The sequence below is a fragment of the Streptococcus timonensis genome (assembly GCF_047463455.1).
Lineage (GTDB): Bacteria > Bacillota > Bacilli > Lactobacillales > Streptococcaceae > Streptococcus > Streptococcus timonensis_B.
In genome coordinates, this window is the sequence record NZ_JASHDV010000001.1 from 32,297 (window position 1) to 57,470 (window position 25,174).

The following is a 25,174-nucleotide window of genomic DNA, read 5'->3' on the forward strand; positions in this document are numbered from 1 at the left end:
TCGCATTTGATAACACCCCTTTTTAGTTGGATTTTGGGTCTAGCTTTAAAGGTGTTTTTTGTTTACTTTGCTAAGAAGTCAAGGACACATAATTTTCCTTTGTTGGATAGGCTTGATTTATGGTATAATGATAAGATAGAAATCGAAGGAGAAATCATGAATATTCAACAATTACGTTATGTTGTTGCTATTGCAAATAGTGGTACTTTTCGTGAAGCGGCTGAGAAAATGTACGTTAGCCAACCCAGTCTATCTATTTCTGTAAGAGATCTGGAGAAAGAGCTAGGGTTCAAGATTTTCCGTAGAACTAGTTCAGGTACCTTTCTTACTCGTCGTGGAATGGAATTTTATGAAAAGGCCCAAGAGTTGGTTAAAGGATTTGATATTTTCCAGAACCAGTATGCCAATCCTGAAGAGGAAAAGGATGAGTTTTCAATAGCCAGCCAGCACTATGATTTCTTGCCACCGACTATCACAACTTTTTCTCAACGGTACCCAGAGTATAAGAATTTCCGTATTTTTGAATCTACAACTGTTCAGATTTTGGATGAAGTAGCCCAAGGTCATAGTGAGATTGGGATTATTTACCTCAACAATCAAAACCAAAAGGGTATTATGCAACGGATTGAAAAATTAGGTCTTGAAGTGATTGAGTTGATTCCTTTTCAAACGCATATTTATCTACGTGAGGGTCATCCCTTGGCTAAGAAAAAAGAACTGGTCATGGATGATTTAGTTGATCTACCAACAGTTCGTTTCACACAAGAAAAGGATGAATATCTCTATTACTCAGAAAACTTTGTGGATACAAGTGCCAGCTCTCAGATGTTTAACGTAACAGACCGCGCTACTTTAAATGGAATTCTTGAAAGAACAAATGCTTATGCGACTGGTTCTGGATTCTTAGATAGCGATAGCGTTAACGGGATCACCGTTATTCCACTAAATGATAATCTCAATAATCGCATGGTTTATGTGAAACGTGAAGAAGTAGACTTGAGTCAAGCAGGGACTTTATTTGTAGAGGTCATGCAAGAGTATTTTGATCAGAAGAGGAAAGCATGAAAAAAAGAGGAGTAATTGCAGGATTCATAGTTGCCTTAATAGTGTTGGATCAATTGGTAAAAGCTTATGTCGTTCAGAATATTGCTCTAGGTGAAGTTAAAACGTGGATACCTAATTTTGTTAGTTTAACCTATCTGCAAAATAGGGGGGCAGCTTTTTCTATGCTACAAGATCAGCAGTGGTTTTTTGCAGTGATAACTCTGCTAGTTATGGCTGGGGCTATCTGGTATTTGCACAAGCATATAGAGGATTCCTTCTGGACTGTCTTTGGATTGGTTTTGATTATTGCAGGTGGCCTTGGGAACTTTATCGATCGCATCAGTCAAGGATTCGTTGTGGATATGTTTCATTTAGATTTTATCAATTTCGCGATTTTCAATGTGGCTGATAGTTATCTAACAGTAGGAGTAGTTGTGTTATTGCTTGCAATGCTAAAAGAGGAAATGAATGGAAATTAAAATTGAAACCGGCGGGGTACGTTTAGATAAGGCTTTGTCCGATTTGACAGAATTGTCTCGTAGCCTCGCTAATGAACAAATCAAGTCTGGTCAGGTCTTGGTCAATGGACAGGTAAAAAAAGCTAAGTACTCGGTTCAAGAAGGGGATATGATCACTTATCAAGTTCCAGAACCAGAAGTTTTAGAGTATGTTGCTGAAGATATTCCATTAGAAATCATTTATCAAGATGAGGATGTAGCAGTAGTTAACAAGCCTCAAGGGATGGTTGTTCATCCAAGTGCTGGTCATACCAGTGGTACCTTGGTTAACGCCCTCATGTACCATATCAAGGACCTATCAGGCATCAATGGTGTGCTTCGACCAGGGATTGTCCATCGTATCGATAAGGATACTTCAGGTCTTTTGATGATTGCCAAAAATGATGAAGCGCACATCGCACTTGCCCAAGAACTCAAGGACAAGAAATCTCTTCGTAAGTATTGGGCCATCGTTCATGGAAATCTTCCAAATGACCGAGGTGTTATTGAAGCACCAATCGGCCGTAGCGAAAAAGATCGTAAAAAACAAGCTGTTAGCGCCAAAGGAAAACCAGCAGTGACACGTTTCCAAGTCTTAGAACGCTTTGGTGATTATACTTTGCTGGAATTGCAACTGGAAACAGGACGTACCCACCAAATTCGTGTCCATATGGCTTACATCGGTCATCCTGTAGCAGGTGATGAGGTATACGGACCTCGTAAAACTCTAAAGGGGCATGGGCAATTTCTCCATGCCAAGACGCTTGGATTTACTCATCCAAGAACTGGGGAAACTCTGGAATTTACTGCTGATATTCCAACTATCTTTAAAGAGACTTTGGAAAAACTTCGAAATAACTAAACAAAAAAGGACTCAATTGAGTCCTTTTTATTTGCGTTTTTTCTTAGCTTTTTTCATTTTGTTGGCCATGCGTTTCATGGATTGCTTCATTGCAAATTCACCGATTTTACCCTTGAGACCTCCACCAAGCATCTGGCTCATATCAGGCATTCCAGCTCCTCCAAAAGCAGACATATCCGGCATACCACCTTGTCCCATCATTCCTTCAAGGGCTGACATATCCATGCCGCCAGGCATATTCTTAGGAAGGTTATTAGGGTTGATACCCATTTGTTTCATCATCTTGTTCATATCACCAGACATGACACCTTGCATGAGTTGTTTGGCTTGGTTAAAGTCTTTGATGAACTTGTTGACATCGATAAAGGTATTACCAGAACCAGCTGCGATACGACGACGACGGCTTGGAGTTAGTAAATCAGGATTTTCACGTTCTTCAGGAGTCATAGATGAGACGATGGCACGTTTGCGAGCAATCTGTTTTTCATCCACCTTCATATTTTGAAGGGCAGGATTGTTGGCCATACCAGGAATCATCTTGAGCAAATCTTCCATCGGCCCCATATTTTGTACCTGATCCAACTGATCGATGAAATCGTTGAAATCAAAGGTGTTTTCCCTCATTTTTTCAGCCATTTCAAGGGCTTTTTGTTCATCGTATTCTTGGGAAGCTTTCTCGATCAGAGTCAGCATATCTCCCATACCGAGAATACGGCTGGCCATGCGGTCAGGGTGGAAAGTTTCAATATCGGTAATCTTTTCACCAGTACCAGTGAATTTGATTGGTTTTCCTGTGATATGACGAACAGAAAGGGCAGCACCACCACGAGTGTCCCCGTCAATCTTGGTAAGGATGACACCGGTAACTTCTAATTGAGCGTTAAATTCTCGCGCAACGTTAGCAGCTTCTTGACCTATCATAGCATCGATGACAAGAAGGATTTCATTTGGTTGAGCAAGAGCTTTAACATCACGGAGCTCGTTCATGAGAAGTTCGTCGATTTGTAAACGACCGGCTGTATCAATCAAGACATAGTCGTTATGGTTGGCTTTGGCTTGCTCCAAACCTTGGCGAACAATCTCAACCGCAGGAACTTCAGTGCCAAGAGCAAAGACGGGAACATCAATTTGTTGTCCCAGTGTTTTAAGCTGGTCAATTGCCGCAGGACGATAAATGTCGGCCGCAATCATCAGAGGACGAGCATCCTCTTCCTTTTTAAGTTTGTGTGCAAGTTTTCCAGCGAAGGTTGTTTTACCAGCCCCCTGCAAACCAACCATCATGATAATGGTTGGGATTTTTGGAGACTTAATAATCTCAGCTGTGTCAGAACCAAGAATTTCTGTTAACTCCTCATTGACAATCTTGATGATTTGTTGAGCTGGATTAAGGGTATCAATGACTTCATGCCCGACCGCGCGTTCACGAATTTTTTTGATAAAATCCTTAACTACAGGCAAAGCAACGTCGGCTTCTAAAAGAGCTAGACGAATTTCCTTGGTTGCTTCTTGGATATCGCTCTCGGTGATTTTTCCTTTTTTACGTAGATTTTTAAAGACGTTCTGCAAACGTTCTGTCAAATTTTCAAATGCCATATTTTTCTCCTATTTATTCAATTCAGTGGAAATCGTCCGAAATGTTGCAAACACTCTAGTTCTTTAGGTGTGACTTCTTTCATGATTTCATTTGGATATCCCCAACAGCTAAAACCTATTTGCATAGCTTTGGAGATATCATTGGGCGAGATAATCTGTAGTCGACTAGGAAATGTTTCCTCTGCGGCTAATAGTTTGCAAGGTATTCCTTGATAAATAACTAGACTGCCCATGATTACTCCCGATTGTCAATACTTGTTAAAATCTCAATTTGCTCTTGGAGAAAAGCATCTTCTGGATAGCGCTCAATAATCTGATCAAAAATCTGACTGCGGACAATGTAGTCAGAGTACATATGAAGCTTCATCTCATAGTCTTCCAGTATCTTTTCTGTTCGTTTGATATTATCATAAACAGCCTGACGACTGACACCGAACTCTTCAGCAATTTCAGCTAAACTATAGTCATCTGCATAATAGAGTTCGATATAGTTCATTTGTTTATCAGTCAAGAGGGCTGCATAAAATTCAAACAGAGCATTCATTCGATTGGTTTTTTCAATTTCCATAAGATTTATTATACCAAAAAATAGCTTGAACTGCTAGTAATGGATTGATTTTAAACACAAGTGAGAAAAAGTCGTTTTAACTGTTATTTTCTGACGATAAGGTCTTTTTTTGGTATAATGGATAGGATTATAATAATTTAGAAAGAGGTTAACATGAAAGCATTAGAATCAGTGTTAGAGCAACGTTTTGGGCTTGTTTTTTCAGATAAACAGTTACTTGAAACTGCTTTTACTCACACTAGTTATGCTAATGAGCACCGCCTCTTAAAAATTTCACACAATGAACGCTTGGAATTTTTAGGAGACGCTGTTCTGCAATTATTGATTTCAGAATATCTGTACAAGAAATATCCTAAAAAACCAGAAGGTGATCTATCTAAACTCCGTGCTATGATTGTACGTGAGGAGAGTTTGGCTGGTTTTGCCCGTGATTGCCAGTTTGATCAGTTTATAAAGCTGGGTAAAGGAGAAGAAAAATCAGGTGGCCGCAATCGTGATACCATCTTGGGAGATGCCTTTGAAGCCTTTTTGGGTGCCCTCCTTTTAGATAAGGATCTACTTAAAGTAAAAGAGTTTATCTACCAGGTCATGATACCGAAGGTTGAGGCTGGTGATTTTGAAATGATTAAAGACTACAAGACTCACCTCCAGGAATTGCTTCAAGTAAATGGGGACGTTGATATCCGTTATCAGGTGATTTCGGAAAATGGACCTGCGCATGATAAGATGTTTGAGGTGGAAGTTCTTGTCGAAGGGAAGAGTCTAGGTACTGGTCAAGGACGTTCAAAAAAATTGGCCGAACAAGAAGCCGCTAAAAATGCAGTTGAGGAAGGGCTGGATTCATGTATTTAAAGGAAATTGAGATTCAGGGATTTAAGTCCTTTGCTGACAAAACCAAGGTTGTTTTTGACCAAGGAGTAACAGCAGTTGTAGGACCCAATGGTTCTGGAAAATCAAACATCACGGAAAGTCTGCGTTGGGCACTAGGTGAATCTAGTGTAAAAAGTTTACGTGGTGGGAAGATGCCTGATGTTATCTTTGCAGGAACAGAAAGTAGAAAACCTTTAAACTATGCTTCTGTGGTTGTTACCCTAGATAACCAGGATGGCTTCATCAAAGATGCAGGTCAGGAAATTAAGGTAGAGCGTCATATCTATCGTACAGGAGATAGCGAGTACAAGATTGACGGCAAAAAAGTCCGTCTTCGTGATATACATGATCTCTTCTTAGATACTGGGCTTGGGCGCGATTCCTTCTCTATTATTTCCCAAGGGAAGGTCGAAGAAATTTTTAATTCTAAACCTGAAGAACGTCGGGCTATCTTTGAAGAAGCTGCCGGAGTCTTGAAGTATAAGACTCGTCGCAAAGAGACGGAAAGCAAACTCCAACAAACACAAGACAATCTAGACCGCTTGGAAGATATCATTTATGAGCTAGATAATCAAATCAAGCCCTTAGAAAAGCAAGCGGCAACAGCTCGTAAATTTATAGAATTAGATGGTCAGCGTAAGGCGATTTACTTGGATGTTTTGGTTGCACAAATTCAAGCAAGTAAAGCTGAATTGGATCTAACAGAAGAAGAATTAAACCAAGTTCAAGAACTTTTGACGAGCTACTATCAGAAACGTGAAGAGTTAGAAGAAGAAAATCAAACTCTCAAAAAGAAACGTCATGATTTGCAAGCTGAAATGTCAAAAGACCAGTCCACACTGATGGATTTGACTGCTCTAATCAGTGATTTAGAACGGAAATTGGCCTTGTCTAAACTGGAGACAGAGCAGGTTGCTCTCAATCAACAAGAAGCTCAAGCACGTTTGGCTAGTTTGGACGAAAAGAGAAATGCTCTCATTCAGGAGAAGGAAGAAAAAGAAGCAAATCTTAGTCAGTTAGAAGAAAATTTAGCGGTCAATACTAAGGAACTCAATCGTTTAGAAGCAGAGTTATTAGCTTTTTCTGATGATCCAGACCAAATGATTGAGCAACTGCGTGAACGTTTCGTAGCTTTCTTGCAGGAAGAAGCAGATGTCTCTAACCAACTGACACGGATTGAGAACGACCTTGAAAATAGTCGCCAACAGACTCAAAATCAAGAAGAACAATTAGAATCCTTGAAGGAACAATTGGCTTCTGCCAAGTCTAAGGCTAGCGAGCAAGAGCTTGCCCTTAAATCAGCTAAAGAAAAAGTACAGACCTTGCTTGCTGACTATCAGACCAATGCCAAGCAAGAAGAAGAACAAAAGCAGTCTTATCAAAGTCAGCAAAATCAACTTTTTGACCGCCTAGATAGTCTGAAGAACAAGCAGGCCAAGGCGCAAAGTCTAGAAAACATTATTAAAAACCATAGTAATTTTTATGCGGGTGTCAAGAGTGTTCTCCAAGAAAAAAATCGCTTGGGTGGTATTATTGGAGCAGTTAGTGAACATTTAACCTTTGATGTTCGTTATCAGACAGCTCTTGAAATTGCACTTGGTGCAAGTAACCAACACATCATCGTTGAAAATGAACAGGCAGCGACTAAAGCTATCGATTTCCTTAAGCGAAATCGAGCTGGTCGTGCGACTTTTCTACCTTTGACAACTATTAAGGCTCGTAGTATTTCTGGTCAGAATCAAGATGTGATTGCCTCAAGTCTAGGTTTTCTTGGCATGGCAGATGAACTGGTTACCTTTGATTCCAAGCTTGAAGCAATCTTTAAAAACTTGCTAGCTACAACAGCTATCTTTGATACAGTTGAGCATGCACGTGATGCAGCTCGCAAGGTGCGCTATCAAGTTCGTATGGTAACACTAGATGGTACAGAACTACGAACAGGTGGTTCTTATGCTGGTGGTGCCAATCGTCAAAATAACAGCATATTCATCAAACCTGAATTGGAGAAGTTGCAAAAAGAGATTGCTCAAGAAGAAAAACTTCTTCGTCAAGAAGAAGAAAATCTGAAGTCAGTTCAAGAAGCCTTGAATACTCTCAGTCAAACTTTGGAGACTATTAAGTTCCAAGGGGAGCAAGCTCGTATAGAAGAGCAAGGTTTATATCTGGCCTATCAACAAACTAGCCAGCAGGTCGAAGAACTTGAGACACTCTTGAAACTTCAGGAGCAAGAATTAACTAATCTTAGAGGTGGAGATTGGCAAGCTGAAAAGGAAAAATGCCAAGAACGTCTTGCAGTTATTGCAACTGAAAAGCAAAAGCTGGAGTCTGAGATTGAAGAAATCAAGTCCAATAAAAATGCGATTCAAGAACGATACCAAAGTTTGCAGGACAGTCTTTCCCAAGAGCGTCTTCGTAAGACTGAAATGCTTGGACAAAAACGCTATGAAGTTGCGGATATTGAGCGTATCAACAAAGAGCTTGAATACCTTGATATGGAGCAAGAAGAGATTGAACGTCTTTTGCAAGAAAAAGTAGACAATCTTGAAAAAGTTGATACAGAACTTTTGGCCAAGCAGGAAAGAGAAGCTAAGAGTCAGAAGGAAGAAATTCAACAAGGATTGATTCGTAAGCAGTTTGAACTCGACGACATTGAGGGACAACTGGATGATATTGCAAGTCATTTAGAACAAGCTCGTCAGCAAAATGAAGAATGGATTCGTAAGCAAACACGTGCAGAAGCGACCAAAGAGAAGATTACCGACCGCCTTCGCTATCTTCAAAGTCAATTGACTGAAGAATATCAGATTAGCTATACAGAAGCTTTAGAACAAGCGAATCAGTTGGAAGATTTAGCAATCGCTGAACAAAAGGTTAAGGATTTGGAAAAATCCATTCGTTCACTTGGTCCGGTTAACTTGGATGCTATTGAACAGTTTGATGAAGTGCACGAACGTTTGGAATTCTTGAATAGTCAGCGAGATGACATTCTTTCTGCTAAAAACTTACTTCTTGAGACTATTACAGAGATGAATGATGAAGTGAAAGAGCGCTTTAAGTCAACATTCGAAGCTATTCGTGAGTCCTTTAAAGTGACCTTCAAGCAGATGTTTGGTGGTGGTCAAGCAGACCTAATCCTGACAGAAGGAGATTTATTGACTGCAGGTGTTGAAATCTCTGTGCAACCACCAGGTAAGAAAATCCAATCTCTCAATCTTATGAGTGGTGGAGAGAAAGCTTTGTCAGCTCTAGCTCTTCTTTTCTCAATCATCCGTGTTAAGACCATTCCATTTGTAATCCTTGATGAGGTTGAGGCCGCACTTGACGAGGCCAACGTTAAACGCTTTGGAGATTATCTCAATCGATTTGACAAGGATAGCCAGTTTATCGTCGTTACCCACCGTAAGGGAACTATGGCGGCAGCTGACTCAATCTATGGAGTTACCATGCAGGAATCTGGTATTTCTAAGATAGTTTCAGTCAAATTAAAAGATATTGATAATATGGATGCCTAGTCAAAATTCATGTAATCATATCTGAGAATAAGATTTCTAAGTGCCTTCAATATAGGAGAAGGCTAACATACATCAACGAGGAGATTCTATGGATTTTGACTTATTTCTAATGGTTTGTAACTATATCGGTACGATAGCCTTTGCGGCTTCAGGAGCCATCAAAGGATTTGGTAAACGTTTAGACATTTTTGGGATTAGTTTATTGGCAATTGTAACGGCAGTAGGCGGTGGAATCCTAAGAGATTCTATTATCAGTCGCTTTCCTGCCTCTTTAGCAGAGCCTAGCCCGATTTATGTAGCAATTCTTGTAGCTGTTATTATGTATGTCTTTGTGACATCCAAACAAGCCAATGCTAGTCAAGATAAAAAATTCTACAAGTGGTTGAGGGAAGCTTATCTCATCTTTGATTCTATCGGTTTAATTATCTTCTCTCTTATTGGGGTGACAGCCTTAGCTGATAGTAAACTGAATTTGATGTCTGCTGGGATTTTAGCCTGTTTAACAGGTGCTGGTGGTGGAATTATCCGAGACCTCTTGACTAATGAAGTCCCAAGTGTTCTAAAGGAAGACATCTATGCCCTCTTATCCTTTGTGATTGGTGCAGTTTATTACTGGTTAACCTTTGTTCTCCATTTCCCAAGAATTACTGTATTCATTCTTCTTTTGATTATTGGATTTGTAATTCGCATGTGTATTATTCGATTCGGACTGTCCTTGCCAAATATGGATAAAAAGACTTGGAATTGATTGATGGTAGAAAACTTCAATCGTTCGATTGACACATATTTTGTAAATAACTAGTTTTATCAGGCGTCTAATCTCATATGGATTAGGCGCTATTTGATTTTTCTATGGTATAATAGAAGATAGATTTATAACTGGAGAATAGAAGTATTTATGATTAAACTAGTCGCAACTGATATGGACGGGACTTTTCTGGATGAAGCTGGCCAATTTGATATGGAGCGTTTAAAAAAGCTCCTCCACTCTTATAAAGAAAAAGGGATTTACTTTGCTGTAGCTTCTGGCCGTGGTCTCTTGTCGCTTGAAAAGAATTTTTCGGATGTCAAAGATGAGATTATTTTTATCGCCGAAAATGGGAGTCTCGTTCGTTTTCATGGACAAGACCTCTATGAAGCAACCATGCCACGCGATTTTTACTTGTCAACATTTGAAAAGCTAAAGACTTCACCCTATTTTGATGAAAGAAAAATGCTCTTAACTGGTAAAAAAGCATGCTATGTTCTAGATACGGTTGATGAAACCTATCTCATGTTTAGTCGTCATTACAATGAAAACATCCAAAAGGTAGCTAGTCTAGAAAATATCACCGATGAGATTTTCAAATTCACAACCAACTTTACAGAAGAGACAGTAGAAGCTGGTGAAGCTTGGGTTAATGAACATGTTCTTGGTGTTAAGGCTATGACGACAGGGTTTGAATCTATCGACATTGTCCTTGATTATGTGGACAAGGGAGTTGCGATTGTCGAATTAGCTAAGAAGTTAAATCTGGATATGGACCAAGTGATGGCCTTCGGTGACAATCTCAATGACCTTCACATGATGCAGGTTGTAGGGCACCCAGTCACACCTGAAAATGCTCGTCCAGAGATTTTGGAACTTGCCGAAACGGTTATCGGTCACCATAAGGACCAGTCAGTTATCGCTTATATGGAGAGATTATAATGGCAGATATTAAATTAATTGCCCTAGATTTAGATGGAACCTTGCTGACGACAGACAAGAAATTGACTGATCGTACCAAGGCAACTTTAAAGGCTGCGCGTGAACAGGGAGTCAAAGTGGTACTGACAACTGGACGTCCCCTCAAGGCTATGGATTTCTTCCTTAAAGAGCTTGGAACAGACGGCCATGATGACGAATATACTATCACATTCAACGGTGGATTGGTTCAGAAAAATACAGGTGAAATCCTTGATAAGACAGTCTTTTCCATCGATGATGTGAGCCGTATTTATGAAGAAACTGAAAAACTAAATATTCCATTAGATGCTATTTCAGAAGGAACAGTTTATCAGATTCAGTCAGACCAAGAAAGTTTATACGCTCAGTTTAATCCAGCTTTAACCTTCATTCCAACTGCTTTTGAAGATTTGTCTAGTCAGTTGACTTATAATAAATGTGTAACAGCCTTTCCTCAGGAGCCTTTGGATGCGGCTATTCAAAAGATTTCACCAGAATTATACGACCAGTATGAGATTTTTAAATCACGTGAACTCTTGCTAGAATGGTCACCAAAGAACGTTCATAAGGCGACAGGATTATCTAAACTGATTGAACACCTGGGAATTGACCGAAGTCAAGTCATGGCCTGTGGAGATGAAGCCAATGACCTTTCGATGATTGAGTGGGCAGGTCTCGGTGTCGCTATGCAAAATGCTGTGCCGGCAGTTAAGGCAGTGGCAAATGTGGTGACCCCTATGACCAATGACGAGGAAGCTGTTGCCTGGGCAATTGAAAAATATGTACTGAAGGAGAATTAAAGTATGGGATTATTTGACCGTTTATTTGGGAAAATAGAAGAACCAAAAATTGAAGATGTCGTCAAAGAAGCATTAGAAAACATTGACTTATCAGACGATAACGAGCAAAACGAGGCATTGGAATCTGAAAATGCTGTAGTGATAGAAGCAGAAGAAGTTATCTTACCTGCAGAACCTCAGGAAGAAACAAATGAAGACTCATCTGAAGTAGAGTTTGTAGAAGAAACTATTATTGAACCTCTTGATGAAGTTGAAATTCCTCAAGAAGAACCAAATCAAATTGAAGAGGTAGAAAGTCCTCAAGTGGAATCGGATCCTGTCGAAGAAATCCCTTCAAATGATAGTGATGAGGAAGAAATTGTTCAACCTCAATCAAACGTAACAGAGCCGGAAATCACTGAGGAAGTGGAAGAAAATCAAGTAATCGAAGGAATTCCTCAAGTTCAAGAGACTGTACAGGAAAAGTATGACCGCAGTCTTAAGAAGACTCGTTCTGGATTCGGTGCCCGTTTGAATGCCTTCTTTGCAAATTTCCGCTCAGTCGATGAAGATTTCTTTGAAGAGCTAGAAGAACTCTTGATCATGAGTGACGTTGGCGTACAGGTAGCTTCAAATCTTACCGAAGAATTACGTTATGAAGCCAAGCTTGAAAATGCCAAGAAACCTGAAGCCCTTCGTCGTGTTATCATCGAAAAATTGGTGGAGCTCTATGAAAAGGATGGCAACTACAACGAAAGCATTAATTTCCAAGATGGGTTGACTGTCATGCTCTTTGTAGGTGTTAATGGTGTCGGGAAAACAACATCTATTGGTAAGCTTGCTCACCGTTACAAACAAGCTGGGAAGAAAGTTATGCTAGTTGCTGCGGATACCTTCCGTGCAGGTGCGGTTGCCCAATTAGCTGAATGGGGGCGCCGTGTCGATGTTCCAGTGGTTACTGGACCTGAGAAAGCTGATCCAGCCAGTGTTGTCTTTGATGGGATGGAACGTGCGGTAGCAGAAGGTATTGATATTTTGATGATTGATACAGCTGGACGTTTGCAAAACAAAGAAAACTTGATGGCAGAGTTGGAAAAAATTGGCCGTATCATTAAACGTGTTTTACCAGAAGCACCTCATGAAACCTTCCTAGCTCTGGATGCTTCAACTGGTCAAAATGCTCTTGTACAAGCAAAAGAGTTTTCAAAAATTACTCCTCTTACAGGGATTGTCTTAACAAAAATAGACGGGACTGCTCGAGGTGGGGTTGTCCTTGCTATCCGTGAAGAACTCAATATTCCTGTTAAGTTAATTGGTTTTGGTGAAAAGATTGACGATATTGGTGAGTTCAACTCAGAAAACTTTATGAAGGGACTTTTAGAAGGTCTAATATAAAAAAATCCTGCAAGAATGCTTGCAGGATTTTTTTTATTCTAGTCGACCATCTTCACGATAGGCGATATCAGGTTGCCATGTCCATTTGGCCCCGTATTTTTTAAGTAAATCAAAGCTAGCTTGAGGTCCCATGCTACCAGCCTTGTAGTCATGAAGTGGAGCACCGTTTTCAGCCCACAGCTTCTCTATACGGTCAATCAATTCCCAAGAAGCGCTAACTTCTTCCCAATGGCTAAAGTTAGTTGAATCGTTATTCAAAACATCGTAGATTAGTTTTTCATATGGGTCTGGTGAAGCTCCTGTTGCAGTAGCATCGGTTCTATAGTCAAGCGAATTAGGTGCAAGTTTGAACTCTTCTCCAACTTCTTTACCGTTAAGGCTAAGAGAGAATCCTTCAGTTGGTTGGATGTAGATTGTAAGCACATTCGGTGCTAGTGGTTCTCCGAAAATAGAATCCATTTGTTTGAAGACAATGTTCACGTGTGTTCCTTTTTCAGTCATTCGTTTACCTGTACGGAAGAAGAAAGGTACATCACGGAAGCGGTCGGTATCTACAAAGAAGGCACCTGAAGCGAAGGTTTCTGTCATTGATTCTGGGTTGACATTTGGTTCGCTACGGTATGAAATATATTTCATGCCATCAACTTTACCAGAACGATATTGACCACGGATGAATTGTTCTTTGAGTTCCTCATCTGTAGGGTGGTAAAGGTTCTTGAAGACCTTGATTTTCTCTGCGCGAATGTCACCCTTTGTAAAGCTTGCAGGCTTGTCCATAGCAAGGAGTGACAGAAGTTGGAGGGTATGGTTTTGGACCATATCTCGAAGGGCACCAGACTCATCATAGTAGCCGCCACGCTCTTCAACACCTAGACGTTCTGCAAAGGTAATCTGAACATTATCGATGTGCTCACGATTCCAAACATTTTCAAAAATCATATTGGCAAAGCGAATGGCAAAAATGCTCTGAATCATTTCCTTACCGAGATAGTGGTCAATACGATAGATTTGCTCTTCGTTAAAAGTAGCAAGGAGTTCTTCGTTTAGTTTGCTTGCAGTCTCATAGTCTGTTCCAAAAGGTTTCTCAACAATCAAACGTTCAAAGCCCTTACCATCAACGATTTGCTCTGACTTGAGATGTTTAGCAATAGTTCCAAAGAACTGAGGTGCCATTGAGAGGAAGAAGAGCTTGTTGTGCTCAGTCTGATATTTTTCGTTTAATTCAGCCTGAAGCTTGCGTAATTCGATATAATGCTCAGTGTCATTAACATCGTGACTTTGATAGTAAAAATGACTAGCAAATGCTTGAGCTTCCTCTGCGTTATCCGCCAAGTCCAAAATAGATTCGACAACAACAGATTCGAAGTACTCTTTACTCCAAGGTCTACGAGCAGTTCCAATAACAGCAAAATGCTCTGAAAGATTGCCTGATTTATAGAGTCTAAAAAGTGAAGGGTAGAGTTTGCGATGGGCCAAGTCTCCACTAGCACCGAAAATTGTAACAATAACTTTTGATGACATCCAGATACCTAATTTCTATTTACTTTCCTAGTCTAGCTAGGCATGAGGAATCCCCATTTTCATACCCTTTATTTTATCATAATTTTCTAAAAAATCCAAAAATCCAATATAAGTAAGAAAAAAACTGCAAGGTTTCCCTTGCAGTTTTTTTAAGCGTTGAGGACCTTGTCTAAAAATTCTTTTAGACGAGGGTGTTGTGGGTTATCAAAGATTTGATCAGGTGTACCATCTTCTAGGAATTCACCGTCTGCAGTAAAGATAACTCGATTGGCAACTTTACGAGCAAATCCCATTTCGTGGGTTACGATAATCATGGTCATGCCTTGTTCAGCCAACTCTTTCATAACGTTTAGAACATCGCCGACCATCTCAGGGTCAAGGGCAGAAGTTGGCTCGTCAAAGAGCATAATATCAGGGTTCATGGCTAAACCGCGGGCAATAGCCACACGTTGTTTTTGACCGCCGGATAGGCTTTCAGGATTGGCATTGGCCTTGTCTGCAAGCCCAACTTTTTCAAGGAGTTCCATACCCAATTTTTCAGCTTCAGCCTTAGTCATTAACTTATGTTCTACAGGAGCGAAAGTAATATTTTCCAATACTGTCATATGTGGAAAGAGATTGAAGTGCTGGAACACCATTCCGATATTTTCACGAACATGGTCTACATTGGTTGCTTTATCTGTTAAATCATAGCCATTAACTGTAATAGTCCCTTTTGTACCTTCCTCGAGGAGATTCAAGCTACGCAAGAATGTTGACTTACCTGAACCAGAAGGTCCAATGATACAAACAACATCTCCTTCATAGAATTTCGCTGAAATTCCTTTAAGGACTTTGTTTTTACCATATTGTTTATGTAAATTATGGACATCAATTTTTAATTTTGCCATTATTGAATCCTCTTTTCTAAGCGTTTTGCTAATCTAGTTAGAAGAGTGATAATCACAAGGTAGAAGACTGCGAGAATTGCATACATTTTGAAACTTTGGTAGTTACGAGCAATGATGATCTTACCAGTTTGGAAGAGTTCTACCAGACCAATAGCTGACACGATCGTTGTATCTTTAAGAGCGATCACAAATTGGTTGACGAAGTTTGGAAGCATGAGCTTGGTTGCTTGTGGCAAGACAATCTTACGCATGGTTTTTCCATATGAAATACCAAGGCTTCGACTGGCTTCCATTTGTCCAACAGGAACGGCTTTGATACCACCACGAACAATTTCAGCGATGTAGGCTGCTGAGTTTAGGGAGAGGGCAATTGTACCAGCGACAAAGTCATTGATTGGACTTTGTTGACCTGTAAGAGATTCGATAAAGTTAGGAATGCCCCAGAAAATAAAGGCTGCAAGAATCATCAATGGAATACCACGGATCACGTCAACAAAGATTTCTGAAATCAAACGGAGTGATTTATATGGGCTAACGCTAAACATACCGAAGATAATTCCGATGAAAATCGCAATTACAAATGAAATAAGGGCTAATGAGAGAGTAATTCCGAGACCACTGAGGAGTTGTTTGTAGTTGTTTTTCAACAAGCCCCAAATAGTTGTTTCATCAGCAGTTGAAGTTGTGGTAGTGGAATCGCTAGCTAAATACTTATCAAGAATCTTTTGGAATTCTCCATTTGCCTTAAGATTTGCGAGTCCCTTGTTAAACTTCTCTAGCAATTCTGGATTGCTTCCTTTTTTTACTGCAAAAGCAGTTTCACCAATTGGTGTACCTGCGATTGGTGTTTTTAACTTTTGTCCTTGACTGATAGAATATTTAATAACAGGTTCGTCATCCATAACGGCATCAATTGAACCAGTGTTTAAGCTATCATACATAGAAGCAGCATCTGAAAAGGTCTTGATTTTGTAACCGTATTTGATTTGATTCTCTGTTAGGAAGGTTTGTGAAGCAGTACCGTTTTTTACCCCTACAGTCTTACCGTTCAAATCTTCATAAGAAGAAATGGTACTTGATTCTTTAACACCAAGAATAGTATTTGCTGTATAGTAAGAGTCAGAGAAATCAAACGTTTCCTTACGAGCCTCCGTAACGGACATACCCGCAATAATACCATCTGCTTGTCCAGATTGGACTGCGTTAATAGCAGCATCAAAACCAGGGTTGGTAATCTCTATTTCAAAGCCTTGGTCTTCAGCGATTGCCTTGATTAGATCCATATCGATACCAGTGTATTGATTGCTCGAGTCCTGGAAAACAAATGGCGCAAAAGATGAGTCACTTGCAATGACATACTTGTTTTTTTCTGTATCCGCTTTTGCTATTCCTAGTGAAAAAATAGGAAATAAAATTAGCAAACAAGCTAGAATTTTTTTCTTCATGTGATGTCTCCTTTCAAGATATTTTCAAATTATATCAAAAAAGTTGAAGTACGGCAAATATTTTGTATAACTATGTAAGAAGATATAACATGAGTATATTTGTGTAGAAATTTGCGATGCAGAAAGTATCTTCTTTTTATGGTAAAATAGAAGGATAGAAAATGTGTATGAGGCTATTATGATAAATCGAATTACAGACAACAAATTTAAACTTGTATCCAAATACCAACCCTCTGGGGACCAACCGCAGGCTATCGAGCAGTTGGTGGAAAACATCGAGGGGGGCGAGAAGGCCCAAATCTTAATGGGTGCGACTGGTACAGGGAAAACCTATACCATGAGTCAAGTGATTGCGCAAGTTAATAAGCCGACCCTGGTCATCGCTCACAATAAAACTCTAGCGGGCCAGCTCTACGGGGAGTTCAAGGAATTTTTCCCTGAAAATGCGGTTGAGTATTTCGTTTCTTATTATGATTATTACCAACCAGAAGCTTATGTACCATCTAGCGATACCTACATTGAGAAGGATAGCTCAGTCAATGACGAGATTGATAAGCTCCGTCACTCAGCAACATCAGCTTTGTTGGAGCGTAATGATGTTATCATTGTAGCATCTGTTTCTTGTATCTATGGATTGGGTTCTCCTAAGGAATACGCAGATAGCGTCGTAAGTTTGCGTCCGGGTCTTGAGATTTCTCGAGATAAGCTCTTAAACGACTTGGTTGACATTCAGTTTGAGCGCAACGACATTGATTTTCAGCGTGGAAGATTCCGTGTACGTGGGGATGTGGTGGAGATTTTCCCAGCCTCTCGTGATGAGCATGCCTTCCGTGTTGAGTTCTTCGGAGATGAAATTGATCGTATTCGTGAAGTCGAAGCTCTAACTGGTCAAGTTCTGGGCGAAGTGGACCATTTAGCAATTTTCCCAGCCACTCACTTTGTGACCAATGATGACCACATGGAAGTAGCTATTGCTAAAATCCAGGCCGAGTTGGAGGAGCAGTTAGCTATCTTTGAAAAGGAAGGTAAACTCCTTGAAGCCCAGCGTTTGAAACAGCGGACAGAGTACGATATCGAGATGTTGCGTGAGATGGGTTATACAAACGGGGTTGAAAACTACTCGCGTCACATGGATGGACGAAGTGAGGGAGAACCTCCTTATACACTTCTTGATTTCTTCCCAGATGATTTTCTGATTATGATTGACGAGAGTCATATGACCATGGGACAGATTAAGGGCATGTATAACGGAGACCGTTCTCGTAAGGAAATGTTGGTTAACTACGGTTTCCGTTTACCGTCTGCCTTGGATAACCGTCCTCTACGTCGTGAAGAGTTTGAAAGCCATGTTCACCAGATCGTTTATGTGTCTGCGACACCAGGCGACTATGAGATGGAACAAACGGACACTGTTATTGAGCAAATCATTCGTCCGACTGGTCTTTTGGATCCAGAAGTGGAAGTGCGCCCAACTATGGGACAGATTGATGACCTCTTAGGTGAAATCAATGCCCGTGTTGAAAAGAATGAGCGTACCTTTATTACAACCTTGACTAAGAAAATGGCAGAAGATTTGACAGATTACTTTAAGGAAATGGGTATCAAGGTCAAATACATGCACTCGGATATCAAGACTTTAGAGCGGACAGAGATTATTCGCGATTTGCGCTTGGGTGTCTTTGATGTCTTGGTTGGTATTAACCTCCTTCGTGAAGGGATTGACGTGCCTGAAGTCAGTCTAGTTGCCATTCTTGATGCTGATAAGGAAGGCTTCCTCCGAAATGAACGTGGTCTGATCCAAACCATCGGTCGTGCAGCCCGTAATAGTGAAGGACATGTGATTATGTATGCGGACACCATAACTCAGTCTATGCAAAAAGCCATTGATGAAACAGCCCGTCGTCGTAAAATCCAGATGGCCTATAATGAAGAACATGGTATTGTACCTCAGACAATCAAGAAAGAAATCCGTGACCTGATTTCTGTCACAAAAGCTGTGGCTAAGGAAGAGGATAAAGAAGTCGATATCAATAGTCTCAACAAACAAGAACGCAAAGAATTGGTCAAGAAACTGGAAAAACAAATGCAAGAAGCCGTTGAAGTACTTGACTTTGAATTGGCAGCTCAGATTCGTGATATGATGCTGGAAGTCAAGGCGTTGGATTAGGGGAAATGAATTTTAAATATGTTTAACTAGGAGAATGTAGTAATGAAAAAAGCATTAGTGTTGAATTTCGGTTTTATCGCGATTATCCTCTCAGCCTGTTTTATAAGTTTTGTAGTCATTTTAGTAGTTAACTTTCATAATACTTTTTCTGGGCCAAATCAAAAAGATATTGAGACGGCAGCAAGCAGAACACTGAATTTATATGGTTTTAAAGGTGATGTGAAGGTTACGAAGTTTTCTAGATATAGATGGCCTTCTGAAGATTATGAAATTGAATACGATTACACTGAAGAAGTTAATGGTAGGAAAATCACTGTAAGTGACAGTTTAATTTATTTTCCTAAATCTCCAGGAAACTCTAAACGGACGAGTGAAGAACTAGCCTACGATGGAACTACTAAAACGATGTTACGAAAATTCTCTGGGATAGCTGATCAATTACTCAATCAACATCCAGACAGTGTTTCCAATAAAGAAAAAGTGGAGAATTTTTTCAAGCAATATGAAAATCCCAATTTGGAATTCGTAAGTAGTTACTGGAGTGTCGATACTGAATCTGACAATATCCAAGACTATTATGCCCTTATCGAAAAGAACCATAAAGAAGGAAAAGCTTTTCAAGGTTTATATGACCTCCCTATTGATGAATTTCTAGAAAAAGGAATTATTAAAGGAAGTGTTAGATATAAAGACACTGTTTTAGAAGAGGGTGAGAAAGATTATTTCGATAGTGAAGGCGGACTGACAGGATTTATTTCAAATGGGATCGAAAATGCTGAGTTGCCAGATGCCTTTTATGAGGTTTCTTACTACTATGGTGCTAAAGGATATCGTTCAGGAAGCAGTGTCTCTTTAAAAATTCAGAATCATAAACTGATAAGTTACGAAAAAAACTGAACTGGTCGGTTTTAGATGATAAAATTAAACTTATTAGATTATATCTCAAAAATGAAATCATAATGTAAATCTCTTTGAACAGTTATTGAAACGAAAGATTAAGAAACGAATGAAAAAGAAAGTCACGGCACAGAAAAAATCAAAAAAACACTATATGCCAAATCGAAAAATGAGCTGGTTATATAAAGTAAAATTGTGGTTGCTACAGCATTCAAAAATAGCTTTTCTATTAGATAGTAGTATATTTTTTCTTTCAGCTTTTGGGGTATTCTATTTGTTGTTTGGAACAACTGTTATTCCAAAACCCTATGAAAACTTTAATTATCTTTTTCCAATCTTTATGAATCTTGTATTCTTAGTGAACATGCTTTATCACGGTGTTTTTAGAGATACTTTTGATGGAATGCTGACAGTACATGATTTTGTAGAACCATTCTTGTACCTAAATGGAGTAGGTCTGTTGTTTCACTTGTTTTTTGGAATATCGAGTCGAAACAGAAAGAGTATTCCTTCCTTGCTAACCTTAGATCATCGCTATATTTGGTTCCCGATTCTTACTTATATAACCTTCTTTCTAGTGGCTGCTTTGATCATTTTAATTTCCAAATATGTTAAAAAGAAAAGGAGTTAATCATGCTAAAATATCTAACTATATTTAGGATTCTTTACCTTATGTTTCTTGTATTTGTCTTGATTCATTTTATCTTAGGCTTGTTTGGTTTTGCTTTTACACCTATTGTGTGGAACATCTGGTTATTTAGTCTTTGCCTTACTTTATTTATTCATCCATGGACTATCTTCTATAAAACTAGAATCTTTCAATGGCATCATCTAATTTTTCAGATTCTCAGTGGATTCTTTGCACTTTTAATCTGGTTAATGATCTTCTTTTTCCTATCTTTCATTCCAGACTCATCGATTCCTGTCAGTATAGACTATCAAGTTAATACTAAAGACAAGGAGATAAGGATTAATAGAGGATCTTTTCTTGATGATATCCGAGAATATCACGACTGGATTAATCCCTTAATTATGAAGTCTAAAATTAAATATATGATAGAGAATTAAAGATTAGAAAGTGAGTCCTATGTCCCGAGCACAATTAACAATTCTTACCAATATTTGTATGATTGAAGATCTAGAAAAGCAGCGCGTGGTCATGCAGTATCGATCACCCGAAACCAACTACTGGTCTGGCTATGCCTTTCCAGGAGGTCATGTTGAAAATGGAGAGGCTTTTGCAGAATCTGTTATTCGTGAAATATACGAGGAAACAGGTCTGACAATCCAAAATCCACAACTGGTCGGCATTAAAAATTGGCCACTGGATACAGGTGAGCGTTATATTGTCTTTTGTTACAAGGCGACTGAATTTACGGGCACTCTCCAATCATCTGAAGAAGGAGAAGTGTCTTGGGTACAAAAAGACCAGATTCCAAATTTGGATCTGGCCTATGATATGTTACCTTTGATGGAGATGATGGAAGCTCCAGACAAGTCTGAATTTTTCTACCGTCGCCGTACAGAAGACGGGTGGGAAAAGAAAATCTTCTAATCTTTTACTAAATAGCCTAGCTGGTCTAAGGCCTTCTCAATATAGAGGAGGTCTTGCTTATTTTCTGCTTCAATTAAGTGATAGTGAATCCCATCTGTTAACTCAGATAAAGGGCGAAAGTCTGAAGTCTTAACTTGGTTCAAGAAGTGCTCGACATCTCGTCTACAACTTAATTTGAGAAGGGTTTCGATTTCTCCGTAGACAGGATGATCAATCTGGATATTTTGAACTCGTCCACCATTATCAACAATAGCAAGGAGTTCTTGTTCCATATCTTCTTCTCCGTGTTTAACTTTAAAAAGTTTGTGTACATAAGGATTTGATTTACTTTCCTTATAGATATATCCACGATTGGTTGATAAGATTGGAGCACCGTCTGCCCTTAGAACAGCAATGTCCTGGACAATAATCTGGCGTGTGACATGAAAATGTTCTGCTAAACTTTGTCCGTTTAGAGGTTTTTGGGCCTCTTTCAAAAGTTGTAAGAGGGCATCTTTACGATTTTTTGTCATAGTTTCTTTCTTAATGGCGTTTTTTTAATGCTTTATAAACAGCTAATGCTAAGTAATAGTCTACCATACTATGAATAATTGTACCAATACCGACCAAGACAAATAAGACATAGAACATGTTTTCTACATTCGTTCCAGTTCCTGCATAAAAGATAATACATGCAAAAACTTCTGCGATAGCATGAACCAATCCCAAAATAAAATTAAAAATTAGTGATGATTTTGGTTTATCTAGGGTTTGAGGATGTTTTTGTAGATAGAAGGCTCCTAAGGTCCCAAAAAAGATATGAGAAAAAGCACGAAGTACAATGACCATTGGATAACCTGCCATGAGGAATCCTAAGCTAGAAGCTATAATAACAAAGATAGCCATCCAAGGAGAAAGGAACATAGCAATAAAGATTGCAATGTGGCTCCCTAAAGTGTAAGAAGCGGGTGGAATAACAATTTTGAAGGGCATTATTAAGGGGATGAGGATAGCGATAGCAGTCAGCAGAGCTGTCAAAGTCATAAATTGTGTTTTCTTATGTGTATTCATATAAACTCCTTTTTATCTGTATATACAGTTGTATAGTACAATAAATACTCAGACATGTCAAGTATAAAAACTCATATCACATGCACGTCTTATTCTAAATATAAAAAGTTTAAAATTTTAAAAAAAACAGTAGAAAACTCTTGCTTTATATTCTCAAGTATGTTAAACTAATAAACGGTTTGAAAAAACTGCCTAAGACAGTAGGGGAGCTAGACTCATAAATATCCTACCGAGGACAAAACGTATCATGTAAAAAGAAGCGTATTGTACTTTCGTGTCTAGGTTTGGGCGCGTTTTTCTTTTGGAAAAATTCCCCAAGCAAAATAATTACGGAGGTGAACACACTAATGAGTGAAGCAATTATTGCTAAGAAAGCGGAACTAGTTGACGTAGTAGCTGAGAAAATGAAAGCTGCTGCATCAATCGTCGTTGTAGACGCTCGTGGTTTGACAGTTGAACAAGATACAGTTCTTCGTCGTGAGCTTCGTGGAAGCGAAGTTGAGTATAAAGTTATTAAAAACTCAATCTTACGTCGTGCAGCTGAAAAAGCTGGTCTTGAAGATCTTGCATCTGTTTTTGTTGGACCATCTGCAGTAGCATTTTCTAACGAAGATGTTATCGCACCAGCGAAAATCTTGAACGACTTTGCTAAAAACGCTGAAGCACTTGAAATCAAAGGTGGTGCAATCGAAGGCGCTGTCGCATCTAAAGAAGAGATTATTGCTCTTGCAACTCTTCCAAACCGCGAAGGACTTCTTTCTATGCTCCTTTCTGTACTTCAAGCGCCAGTGCGCAACGTTGCTCTTGCAGTCAAAGCGGTTGCAGACAACAAAGAAGACGCAGCTTAATCATAAGCTACGCATCGTAGCCTAGCTACAAAAAATTATAAAAATTAAAATTTAAACTTATTTTGGAGGAAATAACAATGGCATTGAACATTGAAAACATTATTGCTGAAATTAAAGAAGCTTCAATCCTTGAATTGAACGACCTTGTAAAAGCTATCGAAGAAGAATTTGGTGTAACTGCAGCTGCTCCTGTAGCTGTTGCTGCAGCTGGTGCTGCTGACGCTGGTGCTGCTAAAGACTCATTTGACGTTGAATTGACAGCTGCTGGTGACAAAAAAGTTGGCGTTATCAAAGTTGTACGTGAAATCACTGGTCTTGGTCTTAAAGAAGCTAAAGAACTTGTTGATGGAGCACCTGCACTTGTTAAAGAAGGTGTTGCTACAGCTGAAGCTGAAGAAATCAAAGCTAAATTGGAAGAAGCTGGAGCTTCAGTTACTCTTAAATAATAGAGCAACTACACTTATAGCTTAAAAACATGATTAAACCGCTATTCTTATGAGTAGCGGTTTCTCTTTGTTTATGTTTAATATAAAAAAATTTTACTTCTTAATTACTTTTTGTTATAATAGGTGTCAAGAAAGAATATCTTATCAGTAAATCCTAAGCGAGCCTGTGGTAGTGGGAGTCAGGTGGTTGAGAGATAAGTGTGGCGCTTTTGGTAAATTTTTTAAATAAATGAAGTAATAAATTAGGGTGGAACCGCGTTTCTAACGCCCCTAGGTCGCTTGACTTAGGAGCAAAGACACGGTTCTTTTTGTATCCAAAGTCGCAAGAATTTATAAAAAGGAGAAGAAGATGTCTAAAAAACTAACCTTCTACTGCGTTAGTGGCAGAGACCTCCTTACAGTCGGACTGCCCCACGCTCAGCACTAGGGCGCCTGAGCTAGACGCAGTACTAACTCGTCTTGCTTCGTATAATCGACGAGGCAGATTCGTGTCGCAAGAAATTATAGAAAAAAGGAGTAAAACATGTCTAAAAAATTGACTTTCCAGGAAATCATCCTTACTTTGCAACAATACTGGAATGACCAGGGTTGTATGCTCATGCAGGCGTATGATAATGAAAAGGGTGCGGGAACCATGAGTCCTTATACTTTCCTCCGTGCCATCGGTCCTGAGCCATGGAACGCGGCTTATGTAGAGCCTTCTCGTCGTCCAGCAGATGGGCGTTACGGTGAAAACCCAAACCGTCTTTACCAACACCACCAATTCCAAGTGGTCATGAAACCATCACCATCAAATATCCAAGAACTCTACCTGGAGTCATTGGAAAAATTGGGGATCAATCCTTTGGAACACGATATTCGTTTCGTTGAAGATAACTGGGAAAATCCATCAACTGGTTCAGCTGGTCTTGGATGGGAAGTTTGGCTTGACGGTATGGAGATCACGCAGTTCACATACTTCCAACAAGTCGGTGGTTTGGCAACTGGTCCTGTTACTGCTGAGGTAACCTATGGGCTAGAACGTTTGGCTTCCTACATCCAGGAAGTAGATTCTGTTTATGATATCGAATGGGCTCCAGGAGTTAAATATGGAGAAATCTTCCTTCAGCCAGAATACGAGCACTCAAAATACAGTTTTGAAGTTTCAGACCAAGATATGCTTCTTTCTAACTTCGAGAAATTTGAAAAAGAAGCAGGACGTGCGTTAGAGTTAGGCCTTGTTCATCCAGCCTATGATTACGTTTTGAAATGTTCACATACCTTCAACCTACTCGACGCTCGTGGTGCTGTATCTGTTACAGAACGTGCCGGCTACATTGCCCGTATCCGTAATTTGGCTCGTGTAGTAGCTAAGACCTTCGTAGCAGAACGTAAGAAACTTGGTTATCCACTTCTAGACGAAGCCACACGCGCAAAACTCCTAGCAGAAGAGGAAGAATAAATAGAGTTATGAGAATGGACAAGGGGCGAACAAAGTGAGCCCATATGCAACCCAGAGGCAAGTCGGAAACTTGCTAAAGGGATAGG

Annotated in this window: 25 protein-coding genes and 1 other annotated feature; of the genes, 17 read left to right on the forward strand and 8 right to left on the reverse strand. The window is 39.5% G+C overall.

What is annotated here, in order from left to right; translation table 11 throughout:
• Positions 1–156 precede the first annotated feature (156 nt).
• The 3 genes from QM847_RS00185 to QM847_RS00195 are packed head-to-tail and all read left to right on the forward strand — an operon-like array spanning position 157 to position 2,403.
• Positions 157–1,065 carry a LysR family transcriptional regulator gene (locus QM847_RS00185; protein ID WP_414353179.1) on the forward strand — a complete coding sequence of 303 codons (909 nt, stop codon included), beginning with the start codon at positions 157–159 and terminating at the stop codon, positions 1,063–1,065.
• Entirely contained in the window at positions 1,062–1,523 is a 462-nt protein-coding gene (lspA, locus tag QM847_RS00190; RefSeq protein ID WP_414353180.1) for a signal peptidase II, read from the forward strand. The genes QM847_RS00185 and lspA overlap by 4 nt, the downstream gene beginning before the upstream one ends.
• Positions 1,513–2,403: an RluA family pseudouridine synthase gene (locus QM847_RS00195; protein ID WP_414353181.1), complete on the forward strand. Its 891-nt coding sequence runs from the start codon at positions 1,513–1,515 to the stop codon at positions 2,401–2,403. The genes lspA and QM847_RS00195 overlap by 11 nt, the downstream gene beginning before the upstream one ends.
• Positions 2,404–2,430: 27 nt before the next feature.
• Here the strand turns inward: QM847_RS00195 and ffh are convergent, their stop codons facing one another.
• The 3 genes from ffh to QM847_RS00210 are packed head-to-tail and all read right to left on the reverse strand — an operon-like array spanning position 2,431 to position 4,564.
• Positions 2,431–3,996, reverse strand: coding sequence for a signal recognition particle protein (ffh, locus tag QM847_RS00200; RefSeq protein WP_414353182.1), 1,566 nt, complete (start codon positions 3,994–3,996; stop codon positions 2,431–2,433).
• 17 nt (positions 3,997–4,013) lie between these two features.
• A complete protein-coding gene (locus QM847_RS00205; protein WP_414353183.1) occupies positions 4,014–4,229 on the reverse strand; it encodes a 2-oxoglutarate:acceptor oxidoreductase in 216 nt (71 codons plus the stop codon).
• Between the two features lie 2 nt (positions 4,230–4,231).
• Complete coding sequence (locus QM847_RS00210) at positions 4,232–4,564, reverse strand: putative DNA-binding protein (protein ID WP_045615678.1); 333 nt, start codon at positions 4,562–4,564, stop codon at positions 4,232–4,234.
• A 153-nt stretch (positions 4,565–4,717) separates the two neighbouring features.
• On the opposite strand from QM847_RS00210, the gene rnc reads away from it, so the two are divergent.
• From rnc to ftsY, 6 genes are all read left to right on the forward strand, one after another.
• Positions 4,718–5,416, forward strand: a complete 699-nt coding sequence (gene rnc / locus QM847_RS00215; RefSeq protein WP_414353184.1) for a ribonuclease III — start codon at positions 4,718–4,720, stop codon at positions 5,414–5,416.
• A complete protein-coding gene (gene smc / locus QM847_RS00220; RefSeq protein ID WP_414353185.1) occupies positions 5,407–8,946 on the forward strand; it encodes a chromosome segregation protein SMC in 3,540 nt (1,179 codons plus the stop codon). Before rnc ends, smc begins: the two co-directional genes overlap by 10 nt.
• Before the next feature lie 88 nt (positions 8,947–9,034).
• Positions 9,035–9,694: a trimeric intracellular cation channel family protein gene (locus tag QM847_RS00225; RefSeq protein WP_414353186.1), complete on the forward strand. Its 660-nt coding sequence runs from the start codon at positions 9,035–9,037 to the stop codon at positions 9,692–9,694.
• Positions 9,695–9,844: 150 nt separating this feature from the next.
• Positions 9,845–10,636, forward strand: coding sequence for a Cof-type HAD-IIB family hydrolase (locus QM847_RS00230; protein ID WP_414353187.1), 792 nt, complete (start codon positions 9,845–9,847; stop codon positions 10,634–10,636).
• On the forward strand, positions 10,636–11,454 hold the full coding sequence (locus QM847_RS00235; RefSeq protein ID WP_414353188.1) for a Cof-type HAD-IIB family hydrolase: 819 nt from the start codon (positions 10,636–10,638) through the stop codon (positions 11,452–11,454). Before QM847_RS00230 ends, QM847_RS00235 begins: the two co-directional genes overlap by 1 nt.
• A 3-nt stretch (positions 11,455–11,457) precedes the next feature.
• A complete protein-coding gene (gene ftsY, locus QM847_RS00240) occupies positions 11,458–12,828 on the forward strand; it encodes a signal recognition particle-docking protein FtsY (RefSeq protein WP_414353189.1) in 1,371 nt (456 codons plus the stop codon).
• A gap of 33 nt (positions 12,829–12,861) precedes the next feature.
• Here the strand turns inward: ftsY and zwf are convergent, their stop codons facing one another.
• From zwf to QM847_RS00255, 3 genes are all read right to left on the reverse strand, one after another.
• On the reverse strand, positions 12,862–14,349 hold the full coding sequence (gene zwf / locus QM847_RS00245; RefSeq protein WP_414353190.1) for a glucose-6-phosphate dehydrogenase: 1,488 nt from the start codon (positions 14,347–14,349) through the stop codon (positions 12,862–12,864).
• 149 nt (positions 14,350–14,498) lie between these two features.
• Positions 14,499–15,239 (reverse strand): amino acid ABC transporter ATP-binding protein, encoded by a 741-nt coding sequence (locus QM847_RS00250; protein WP_250307079.1) that lies wholly within the window; start codon positions 15,237–15,239, stop codon positions 14,499–14,501.
• Positions 15,239–16,684, reverse strand: coding sequence for an amino acid ABC transporter substrate-binding protein/permease (locus tag QM847_RS00255; protein ID WP_414353191.1), 1,446 nt, complete (start codon positions 16,682–16,684; stop codon positions 15,239–15,241). The genes QM847_RS00250 and QM847_RS00255 overlap by 1 nt, the downstream gene beginning before the upstream one ends.
• A 178-nt stretch (positions 16,685–16,862) precedes the next feature.
• Here QM847_RS00255 and uvrB point away from each other — a divergent pair, with 178 nt between their 5' ends.
• From uvrB to QM847_RS00280, 5 genes are all read left to right on the forward strand, one after another.
• Positions 16,863–18,851 carry an excinuclease ABC subunit UvrB gene (uvrB, locus tag QM847_RS00260; RefSeq protein WP_414353192.1) on the forward strand — a complete coding sequence of 663 codons (1,989 nt, stop codon included), beginning with the start codon at positions 16,863–16,865 and terminating at the stop codon, positions 18,849–18,851.
• Positions 18,852–18,893: 42 nt separating this feature from the next.
• The gene (locus QM847_RS00265; protein ID WP_414353193.1) at positions 18,894–19,748 is read left to right on the forward strand and encodes a hypothetical protein; all 855 of its coding nucleotides are present in this window, start codon (positions 18,894–18,896) and stop codon (positions 19,746–19,748) included.
• 109 nt (positions 19,749–19,857) lie between these two features.
• A complete protein-coding gene (locus tag QM847_RS00270; protein WP_414353194.1) occupies positions 19,858–20,379 on the forward strand; it encodes a hypothetical protein in 522 nt (173 codons plus the stop codon).
• A 2-nt stretch (positions 20,380–20,381) separates the two neighbouring features.
• On the forward strand, positions 20,382–20,816 hold the full coding sequence (locus tag QM847_RS00275; RefSeq protein WP_414353195.1) for a hypothetical protein: 435 nt from the start codon (positions 20,382–20,384) through the stop codon (positions 20,814–20,816).
• A gap of 19 nt (positions 20,817–20,835) precedes the next feature.
• Positions 20,836–21,303 (forward strand): 8-oxo-dGTP diphosphatase, encoded by a 468-nt coding sequence (locus tag QM847_RS00280; protein WP_414353196.1) that lies wholly within the window; start codon positions 20,836–20,838, stop codon positions 21,301–21,303.
• On the opposite strand, the gene QM847_RS00285 is transcribed toward QM847_RS00280, so the two are convergent.
• Together QM847_RS00285 and QM847_RS00290 are read right to left on the reverse strand one after the other, a co-directional pair.
• On the reverse strand, positions 21,300–21,815 hold the full coding sequence (locus QM847_RS00285; protein ID WP_414353197.1) for a transcription repressor NadR: 516 nt from the start codon (positions 21,813–21,815) through the stop codon (positions 21,300–21,302). The genes QM847_RS00280 and QM847_RS00285 overlap by 4 nt on opposite strands.
• 10 nt (positions 21,816–21,825) lie before the next feature.
• Complete coding sequence (locus QM847_RS00290; RefSeq protein WP_414353198.1) at positions 21,826–22,353, reverse strand: hypothetical protein; 528 nt, start codon at positions 22,351–22,353, stop codon at positions 21,826–21,828.
• A 173-nt stretch (positions 22,354–22,526) separates the two neighbouring features.
• Positions 22,527–22,662, forward strand: a sequence feature (ribosomal protein L10 leader region).
• 38 nt (positions 22,663–22,700) lie between these two features.
• On the opposite strand from QM847_RS00290, the gene rplJ reads away from it, so the two are divergent.
• The 3 genes from rplJ to glyQ all read left to right on the forward strand — a co-directional run bounded on the left by rplJ (position 22,701) and on the right by glyQ (position 25,088).
• Positions 22,701–23,201: a 50S ribosomal protein L10 gene (gene rplJ / locus QM847_RS00295; RefSeq protein WP_001287271.1), complete on the forward strand. Its 501-nt coding sequence runs from the start codon at positions 22,701–22,703 to the stop codon at positions 23,199–23,201.
• A gap of 77 nt (positions 23,202–23,278) precedes the next feature.
• On the forward strand, positions 23,279–23,647 hold the full coding sequence (gene rplL, locus QM847_RS00300) for a 50S ribosomal protein L7/L12 (RefSeq protein WP_001196963.1): 369 nt from the start codon (positions 23,279–23,281) through the stop codon (positions 23,645–23,647).
• Between the two features lie 523 nt (positions 23,648–24,170).
• The gene (gene glyQ / locus QM847_RS00305; protein ID WP_006148390.1) at positions 24,171–25,088 is read left to right on the forward strand and encodes a glycine--tRNA ligase subunit alpha; all 918 of its coding nucleotides are present in this window, start codon (positions 24,171–24,173) and stop codon (positions 25,086–25,088) included.
• Positions 25,089–25,174 lie beyond the last annotated feature (86 nt).